Source organism: Oscillibacter sp. MSJ-31, assembly GCF_018918025.1.
GTDB lineage: Bacteria > Bacillota > Clostridia > Oscillospirales > Oscillospiraceae > Hominicoprocola.
This window is the reverse complement of the sequence record NZ_JAHLPT010000038.1, coordinates 1-8,523: the sequence shown is the minus strand read 5'-3', so window position 1 is coordinate 8,523 and position 8,523 is coordinate 1. Positions and strand designations below refer to the sequence as shown.

7 protein-coding genes are annotated in these 8,523 nt (G+C 61.5%); 4 read left to right on the top strand and 3 right to left on the bottom strand.

Annotated features, from left to right (window positions below):
* A partial coding sequence (locus KQI17_RS12930; protein ID WP_216496619.1) for a hypothetical protein occupies positions 1 to 191 on the top strand: 191 nt, incomplete at its 5' end.
* A 50-nt stretch (positions 192 to 241) separates the two neighbouring features.
* Here the strand turns inward: KQI17_RS12930 and KQI17_RS12925 are convergent.
* The 3 genes from KQI17_RS12925 to KQI17_RS12915 form a co-directional block, all read right to left on the bottom strand.
* The gene (locus KQI17_RS12925) at positions 242 to 802 is read right to left on the bottom strand and encodes a phosphoribosyltransferase family protein (protein WP_022019248.1); all 561 of its coding nucleotides are present in this window, start codon (positions 800 to 802) and stop codon (positions 242 to 244) included.
* 68 nt (positions 803 to 870) lie between these two features.
* Positions 871 to 1,140, bottom strand: coding sequence for a PspC domain-containing protein (locus tag KQI17_RS12920; protein ID WP_022019247.1), 270 nt, complete (start codon positions 1,138 to 1,140; stop codon positions 871 to 873).
* A 64-nt stretch (positions 1,141 to 1,204) separates the two neighbouring features.
* Positions 1,205 to 2,137: a phosphatase PAP2 family protein gene (locus KQI17_RS12915; protein WP_216496618.1), complete on the bottom strand. Its 933-nt coding sequence runs from the start codon at positions 2,135 to 2,137 to the stop codon at positions 1,205 to 1,207.
* Between the two features lie 434 nt (positions 2,138 to 2,571).
* Between KQI17_RS12915 and pheS the strand changes: the two genes are divergently transcribed.
* The 3 genes from pheS to ade all read left to right on the top strand — a co-directional run bounded on the left by pheS (position 2,572) and on the right by ade (position 8,244).
* Positions 2,572 to 3,597, top strand: a complete 1,026-nt coding sequence (pheS, locus tag KQI17_RS12910) for a phenylalanine--tRNA ligase subunit alpha (protein WP_216496617.1) — start codon at positions 2,572 to 2,574, stop codon at positions 3,595 to 3,597.
* An 18-nt stretch (positions 3,598 to 3,615) separates the two neighbouring features.
* Positions 3,616 to 6,306: a phenylalanine--tRNA ligase subunit beta gene (gene pheT, locus KQI17_RS12905; protein WP_216496616.1), complete on the top strand. Its 2,691-nt coding sequence runs from the start codon at positions 3,616 to 3,618 to the stop codon at positions 6,304 to 6,306.
* A 204-nt stretch (positions 6,307 to 6,510) separates the two neighbouring features.
* The gene (gene ade / locus KQI17_RS12900) at positions 6,511 to 8,244 is read left to right on the top strand and encodes an adenine deaminase (protein WP_216496615.1); all 1,734 of its coding nucleotides are present in this window, start codon (positions 6,511 to 6,513) and stop codon (positions 8,242 to 8,244) included.
* Positions 8,245 to 8,523 lie beyond the last annotated feature (279 nt).

The window sequence follows — 8,523 nt, the reverse complement described above, 5'->3', positions numbered from 1 at the left end:
TTGAATGTGATGTGCTCTTTATTTCGTTTCTTTCGTCTTTTTTAAATTGCATAAAACCTCCTATTGCTCTGGTAATGCGGTCGCCAAACCTTTACCAGTATACCGCAATAGGAGGTTTTACTCATGCTAAAGCTATTTTTCTTCCCCCAGTAGAACTGGGGGTTTATTTCCACGCCTTAAGGCGCCAATAAAAGGAGCGCCGCTCGAATGAGCGGCGCTCCTGCTCTGTTTGGCTGTGCGCTCAGCGGACGCTGCCGTCGGCCTTGAAGGTCGGCAGCGGCGCGAGGAACTTGATGTCGTCGCGGTTCTTGGCGTCGCCCTCGGCGAGGACGGCCATGCGTCCGGCGACCGTGCCGCCCGCCTTGGCGACCAGCGTCTCCATCGCGTGCAGGCTGCCGCCGGTGGAGATGACGTCGTCCACGATCAGAATTTTCTTACCCTTGATGAGGTCGGCGTCGTCGCGGCCGAGGAAGAGCTGCTGCACGCCGAGCGTAGTGATGGAGCGGTCCTCCACGGAGATGGGGTCGGGCATATAGACCTTGGGGCCTTTACGCGCGATGAAATACTTCTCCGCGCCGCTCTGACGCGCCATCTCGTGAATGAGGGGAATGGACTTGGCCTCGGCGGTGAGCAGATAGTCGTAGTCCAGCTCCTCCGCCAGCTTGAGGAGGTCGCGGGCGCAGGCGACGGTCAGCTCGGCGTCGCCGAACATGATGAAGGCGCCGATGTAGAAGTCCTCCGTCACCTTGCAGATGGGGAGATCGCGGACGAGGCCCGCAACGTGCATGGGATAGGTCATCATAGTGGTTCTTCCTTCCTGTTTCTTCCTGTAATAGCCGCCTCGGCGGCCGGTATTTTGAGGCGTCCCGCTCAGTCGATCTCGGGACCCTTGTATTTTTCCTTCTTCTCGCTCGGCTCGCGGACCTCACTGTCCACGTCGATCACGCCGCCGCCGGCCGGCTGCTCCGGCACGACAAGGGCCATGATGACATAGAGCAGGATGCTCGTGCCGTAAAAGAACGCCAGCAGCGCCCAGATCACGCGCACGATGGTGGGGTCGATGCCGAAATAATCCGCCACGCCGGCGCAGACGCCGCAGAGCTTTTTATCCGTTTTGGAACGGTAGAGCCGCTTTTTCACGAAAAAAGTCTCCTTTCTTCTTTCTTGCAGGGTAAAGTATAGCACGTCTTACTTCGGCTGTAAATCACTTTTTTCGACCCATCAGGCTGAACCAGCCGAAGGTCATCGGCCAGAGCGTGCCCGCCATGAGCACCACGGCGAAATAACGGATGCCGTCGCCGACGCTGTTCGCGCCAAAGGCCGCCGTCAGCGGCGCCTTGAGGGCCACGCGCACGGTCAGCGTCAGCGCGAGACCGAGCACGACCTTGAGGATCTGCGCCCACCACACGGCCTGCGTTTCAAAGCGCGTGTAGTGCCGGTCGGCGAACACCGAGACGATCGCGCCGAGCACAAGGCCGAGCATCGACCACGCCGTTTTGACCGCGTGGTCAAAATTGGCTGCGTCGCCGCTTGCGCCCGCGCGGACGCGAAGCGCATAAAGCAGGAACAGCGCCGCCGGTACGAGCAGGATGAGCCAGATGCGTTCGAGCACCTCGCCGCGGTGGCCGATCTCCTCGAGCAGAGGATAGAACGCCAGCACCAGCAGCCAGCCGATCAGGAACGATACGCCGACGTCGAGCGGCGTGTGAACGCCGAGATACAGCCGCGAAAAGGGAATGAGCAGCGCCAGCGCCATGCACACCACGCGCACCCAAAGCTTTTTCGTGATGCAGAACATCCCGCCGTAGGCGGCGACGGCGTTCTGCGTGTGGCCCGAGGGGAAGGAGAAGCCCGTCGCGCCCGCGCGGGCGGACTCGACGATCTCGAACGAGGGGTCGAGCACCCAGGGCCGCGGGATGCAGAACGCGATCTTCAGCATCTGGTTGACCGTCGTGCCGGTGAAGCACAGGAGCATGAGAAAATAGCCCTTGTTTTTGTCCACGCACCAGAAGACCACCAGCATAAAGAGCATGAACAGCGTCTCGCCGCCGAGCTCCGTCACGCCCTGCATGAGCGTGTCGAGCAGCGGAGTGCGCAGCTCGGCGATGGCGCGCAGGCAGTTCAGATTCCATTCCATAAAGGGAGTCATTCTTTTCTTTCCACCTTCTTCCGAAAAAATGAGGTAAAGCATGGTGCATTATAAGCCATTTCGCGCGGGAATGCAAACATTTCGGACAAAGCTGTGAAGAAAAAGTGCGAAAGCACTTGAAACTTTGCGCGTCGTGTGCTATAAATAACTGTCAGAGAAACGCAGAGAACGGGAAAATAGCGAGCTTGCTTCGCGCAGAGAGGACCGGTCGGCGGCTGGAAGCCGGTCTGTGGAGTGTCGCTTGGTTCGCCCTGGAGCGGCCGCGAGGAAAGGCGCGGACGGCTGACCGCCGTTAAAGGGTCGCGAGTGCGCGCAGACCGTCTGCGCGAATTTGGGTGGTACCACGGAGAGGCTCTTCGTCCCATGCGGACGAGGGGTTTTATTTTTTTGCCAAAAACTTTCACAAGAGAAGGAGACATGATATGAAGCAGCAATTAGAAGCCATCCGCGCCAAAGCCCTTGAGGCCATCGGCGGCGCGGAGAAGGCGGAGGACCTTGAGGCGCTGCGCGTGCAGTACCTCGGCAAGAAGGGCGAGCTGACCGCTGTCCTCAAGCAGATGGGCTCTCTCAGCGCGGAGGAGCGCCCCGTGATCGGCCAGCTTGCCAACGAGGTGCGCGCCAAGCTCGAGGAGAGCGTGGAGACGCGCACGAAGGAGCTTGCCGCAAAAGCGCTGGAGATGAAGCTCAAGGCCGAGGCAGTGGACGTCACCATTCCCGGCAAGGCCGTGAAGATCGGCAAAAAGCACCCGATGTATCAGGTGCTCGACGAGATCAAGGACATCTTCGTCGGCATGGGCTTTGAAATTCTCGAGGACCGCGAGGTCGAGACCGCCGACTACAACTTCACCAAGCTCAACTGCCTCGAGGGACACCCCGCCCGCGAGTGGACGGACACGTTCTACTTCACCGAGGACAGCTCCATCCTGCTGCGCACGCAGACCTCTCCCATGCAGATCCACGCGATGGAGACGCGCTCTCTGCCCATCCGCATCCTTGCTCCGGGCCGCGTGTACCGCAAGGACGAGGTGGACGCCACCCATTCCCCCATGTTCCACCAGATCGAGGGCATGGTCATCGACAAGGGCGTGACGATGGCGGACCTCAAGGGTACGCTCAACGCCGTCATGGAGGAGCTGTACGGCAAGGGCACGGTCACGCGCTTCCGCCCGCACCACTTCCCGTTCACCGAGCCGAGCTGCGAGATGGACATCCAGTGCCACAAGTGCCACGGCGCGGGCTGCCCGACCTGCAAGGGTGAGGGCTGGATCGAGGTCCTCGGCGCGGGCATGGTTCACCCCAAGGTGCTCGAGGGCTGCGGCATCGACTCCAACGTGTATTCCGGCTGGGCGTTCGGCATGGGTCTGGAGCGTCTGGCGCTCGGCCACTTCAAGATCGGCGACCTGCGTCTGATCTTCGAAAACGATGTCCGGTTCCTGGAGCAGTTCTGAGAAAGGAGAGCGAAGAAAATGAATTTAAGCAGAAATTGGCTCAACGAATTTGTTGACCTCCACGACATCACCGACAAGCAGTTCAACGATGAAATGACGCTCTCCGGCTCCAAGGTCGAGACCATCGAGCGTCTGGACGAGAGCCTCAAAAACGTGGTCGCGGGCAAGATCCTCTCCATGGAAAAGCACCCCGACAGCGACCATATGTGGGTCTGCCAGCTCGACGTCGGCAAGGAGGAGCCGGTGCAGATCGTCACCGGCGCGTGGAACATCCACGTCGGCGATCTGGTGCCCGCGGCGCTGCACAAGTCCGTGCTGCCCGGCGGCGTGAAGATCGAAAAGGGCAAGCTGCGCGGCGTGCCGTCCAACGGTATGCTCTGCTCGCTCAAGGAGCTGGGCCTGACCGCCGAGCACGACTTCCCCTACGCGGTCATCACGCCCGCGGCGCTTCTGAACGACTATCATCCCATCGACAAGGACAAGCCCTCCATCCCCGCCGACATCAAGCCTGGTGACAAGGTGTTCGGACCGGTCGCGGCGGCGAAGGTGCTCGAGTGCGCGCCGCAGGGCGACGGCACATTCCATACCTGTCTCGACCTCGGCGGCACGACCGCCTGTCCCGACACCGTCTGCTCCAACCTGCACGAGGGCGATCTGGTGGCCTACAACACCAAGTCCGACTCCATCTGCACGCTTGCCGACCTGCACGCCGAGCAGCGCGAGTTCCCGCATTGCATCGCCGACGGCATTTTCGTCCTGCGTGAGGACGATGTGAAGCCCGGCGACGACATCGCGAAGGTCATCGGCTATGACGACAGCGTGGTCGAGTTCGAGATCACGCCCAACCGTCCCGACTGCCTTTCCGTCATCGGCCTCGCCCGCGAGGCGAGCGCGACCTTCCACCGCCCCCTCAAGCTGCACACACCCGAGGTCAAGGGCTGCGGCGGCAGCATCGCGGAGCTGGTCGACATCGAGATCGAGGACGGCGAGCTTTGTCCGCGCTACACCGCGCGCATGGTGAAGAACGTCAAGATCGCGCCCTCCCCGAAGTGGATGCGCGAGCGCCTGCGCAACTCCGGCGTGCGCCCGATCAACAACATCGTTGATATCACGAACTACGTCATGCTCGAGTACGGCCAGCCGATGCACGCCTTCGACTTCTCCTGCGTGGACGGCGGCAGGATCGTCGTCCGCACCGCGCGTGAGGGCGAGGCCATTCAGACCCTCGACGGCAACGACCGCAAGCTCACGCCGAATATGCTCTGCATCTGCGACGAGCACAAGCCCGTGTGCGTCGCGGGTGTGATGGGCGGCGCGAACAGCGAGATCGTCGGCGATACGGCGATGGTCCTCTTTGAGAGCGCCAACTTCAACGGCGTGTCCGTCCGCCGCACGGCGGCGGCCCTCGGGATGCGTACCGACGCCTCCGCACGCTACGAAAAGGGCCTTGACCCGATGAACACCATGAAGGCCGTGCAGCGTGCCTGCGAGCTGGTCGAGCTGCTCGGCTGCGGCGAGGTCGTGGACGGCGTGATGGACGTCATCGCCAAGGACAAGGCTCCCACGGTCGTGAAGCTCGAGCCGGAGAAGATCAATGCCCTGCTCGGCACCGACCTGCCCGAGAGCCTGATGCGCGAGATCCTTCTCTCCCTCGGCTTTGAGCTCAGCGGCGACGACATTCTCGTGCCGAGCTGGCGCGGCGATGTGGAGCACTACAGCGACATTGCCGAGGAGGTCGCCCGCTTCTACGGCTACAACAACATTCCCTGCACGCTCATGCGCGGCGAGACGACGCGCGGCGGCTTCAGTGAGCAGCAGCTCTTTGACCGCGCGCTCGGCGAGACCTGCCGCACGCTCGGCTACGACGAGATTATCACCTACTCCTTCATCAGCCCGTCGTACTACGATAAGATCCGTATGCCGAAGGACGCCCCGCTGCGTAAAAGCCTGAAGATCCTCAACCCGCTGGGCGAGGACACCTCCATCATGCGCACGACGATCCTCCCCTCCATGCTGGAGATCATCACCCGCAACTACAACTACCGCAACAAGGCCGTGCGCCTCTACGAGCTGGGCAAGATATACCTGCCCCGCGAGGACGGTCTGGCCGACGAGCCGAAGATCCTCTCCCTCGGCGCTTACGGCGACGGGATGGACTTCTTCACGCTCAAGGGCGGCATCGAGGCCATTCTCCGCGCCTGCCGCATCAAGGACGTCCGCTTTGAGGCATGCACGGACAACGCCTCCTATCACCCCGGCCGCTGCGCGAAGGTCTATGCCGGCGATGTCGAGCTGGGTGTGTTCGGTCAGATCCACCCGCTCGTCGCGGCCACCTACGGCGTGGACGCGGAGATCTACGCCGCCGAGCTGCGCTTTGACGCGCTCTACTCCGTGCGGGGCGGTATCCCCGTCTACCAGCCGCTGCCGAAGTTCCCCGCTGTTACACGCGATATCGCCGTGGTGTGCGCCGAGAGTGTCACCGTCGGCGCGCTGGAGGACTGCATCCGCCGCGGCGCGAAGGGCCTTTTGAAGAAGGTCGAGCTGTTCGACATTTACCGCGGCATCGGCGTCGCGCCGGGCAGCAAGTCCGTTGCGTTCAGCCTGACGCTGCGCGCGGATGACCGCAGCCTCACCGGCGAGGAGGCCGACGAGGATGTGAAGAGCATCCTTGCGCTGCTCGAAGCCGAGCTGGGCGCGAAGCTGCGCTGACAAAAGAGCATTTTTATCAGGGACCGCATGGCACGAGAATTGCCGTGCGGTCTCTTCCCATTGCCCAAATTTCTTCCGCTTTTCACGAAAAAGGCATGGACAAGCGCGGGAAATCGTAGTATACTCCATGCAACAGGTATCACAGGTGTTTAAGCCTAACATTAGAAAAAATTATGATAAAGCGAGAACAGGAGGATCATGGCGATGGCATACAAGGAAAGCTACGCGGGCAGGATCAACCGCAAGCTCAACAAAAAGCTCCATGTGGTAGAGGTCGCGGCGGGACGGCAGAAGGCCGACCTCGTTTTGAAGAACGCGACCTATGTGAATGTGTTCTGCAACCAGCTCAGCCGCGGCGATATCGCCGTGGCCTCCGGCCTGATCGCCGGCATGGGCGAGCATTACGAGGGCGAGATCGAGGTCGACATGAGCGGCAAGCTTGTGCTGCCCGGCTTTGTGGACGCGCACATCCATCTGGAAAGCTCGCTCGTCAGCCCGAAGGAGTTTGCCAAGGCCGTTCTTCCGCACGGCACCACGACCGTTATCACCGACCCGCACGAGATCGCCAACGTCATGGGCACCGACGGCATCGAGTATATGCTGCAGGCCACCGAGGACCTGCCGCTCGACGTGCGCTTCATGCTGCCGAGCTGCGTGCCCGCCACCCCGCTCGACGAGAGCGGCGCGAACCTTGACTACCGCGCCATCGACAGCTTCTACGAGCACAACCGCGTCGAGGGCCTTGCCGAGATGATGAACTATGTCGGCGTCGCCAACGCCGACGAGCAGGTGCTCGAAAAGATCGTTGCGGCGCAGGCGCATCACAAGAAGATCGACGGCCACGCTCCCGGCCTTTCCGGCAACGACCTCAACGCCTACGTTGCCGCCGGCGTCTACTCCGACCACGAGTGCTCCGACATGGGCGACGCGCTCGCCAAGCTCGAGCGCGGCCAGTACATCATGATCCGCGAGGGCACCGCGGCGCGCAACCTTGACGCGCTGCTGCCGCTGCTCACGCCGCAGTATTACACCTACTGTATGTTCTGCACGGACGACAAGCACCCCAACGATCTGCTGGAAAAGGGCCACATCGACTACATCATCAAGAAGGCCATCGCCGCGGGCGTGGACCCCATCATCGCCGTCAAGTGCGCGAGCCACCATGCTGCCCGATACTTCCTGCTCAACAACCGCGGCGCCATCGCGCCCGGCTTCCTTGCCGACTTCGTTATCATCGATAACTTCCGCGACTTCAATATTCTCGAGGTCTACAAGAAGGGCAAGCTCATGTTCGACGGCAAAGAGGTCGCGCCCTTTGAGGCTCCCGAGATCGACCCGCATCTCATCAAGCGCTCCCACGAGACCTTCCACGTCGCGCACCTCACCGCCGACGATTTCACCGAGACCCGCCCGCGCGCCGTGCTCGGCATGGTCCCGGGCGAGATCGTGACGACCGACGCCGGCTACGCCGACAGGATCGACCTGGAAAACGACATCCTCAAGATCGCGGTCATCGAGCGCCATAAGAACACGCACCACATCGGCATCGGCTACATCAAGGGCTACGGCCTCAAGTCCGGCGCGGTGGCGACCTCCATCTCGCACGACAGCCACAACATCATCGTTGTCGGCACGAACGAGGAGGACATCGCGGCGGCAGCCAACCGCGTCGTCGAGCTCGGCGGCGGCATCGTCGTGCTCGACCACGGCGAGGTGCTCGGCGAGGTCCGGCTCCAGATCGCGGGCATCATGAGCGAGGAGCCGCTCGTGGACGTCAACCGCGAGCTGGAAAACGCCAAGGAAAAGGCGTTCGCCCTCGGCGTGAGCCGCGGCGTCGATCCGTTCATGACGCTCTCGTTCATGGCGCTGCCGGTCATCCCGACGCTGCGCCTGACTACCCGCGGCGTGTTCGACACCGTGACGCAGAAGTACGTCTGAAAAAGGACGCGCCGGACGGCGGCGCAGCCGCCCGGCGGAAACGAATCAAAAAACGGGAGACACAGGGTTTGCACCGTGTGTCTCCCGTTCGTTGGCGCCTTAAGGCGTGGAAATAAACCCCCAGTTCTACTGGGGGAAGAAAAATAGCTTTAGCATGAGTAAAACCTCCTATTGCGGTATACTGGTAAAGGTTTGGCGACCGCATTACCAGAGCAATAGGAGGTTTTATGCAATTTAAAAAAGACGAAAGAAACGAAATAAAGAGCACATCACATTCAA